Source organism: Pseudomonas sp. CNPSo 3701, assembly GCF_028674975.1.
Classification (GTDB): Bacteria; Pseudomonadota; Gammaproteobacteria; order Pseudomonadales; family Pseudomonadaceae; genus Aquipseudomonas; species Aquipseudomonas straminea.
The window spans coordinates 1-458 of record NZ_JAQZSI010000027.1 but is presented as its reverse complement, the minus strand read 5'-3'; the positions used below and the strand labels follow the sequence as shown (position 1 = coordinate 458).

Annotated in this window: 1 protein-coding gene; it reads left to right on the top strand. The window is 63.3% G+C overall.

All coding sequences use genetic code 11. From position 1 onward, the window contains the following. Positions 1-458 (top strand): aldehyde dehydrogenase family protein (locus PVA39_RS23230; protein ID WP_274126073.1); only part of this gene is annotated, 458 nt, incomplete at both ends.

Genomic DNA, 458 nt, shown 5'->3' with positions numbered 1-458 from the left:
GTGTGCACCTGCCCGTCGCGGGCGCTGGTGCAGGAGTCGATCTTCGAGCCGTTCATGAACGAGGTGATGAAGAAGATCAAATCGATCAAGCGCGGCAACCCGCTGGACACCGACACCATGGTCGGCGCCCAGGCGTCGCAGCAGCAGTACGACAAGATTCTTTCCTATCTGGAGATCGCCCAGCAGGAAGGTGCCCAAGTGCTCGCCGGCGGCGCGACCGAGAAGCTGGAGGGCGACTTGGCGACCGGCTATTACATTCAGCCGACCCTGCTCAAGGGCACCAACAAGATGCGTGTGTTCCAGGAAGAAATCTTCGGCCCGGTGGTGGGCGTGACCACTTTCAAGGACGAAGCCGAAGCCCTGGCCATCGCCAACGACACCGAGTTCGGCCTGGGCGCCGGCGTGTGGACGCGCGACATCAACCGCGCCTACCGCATGGGCCGCGGTATCAAGGCCGG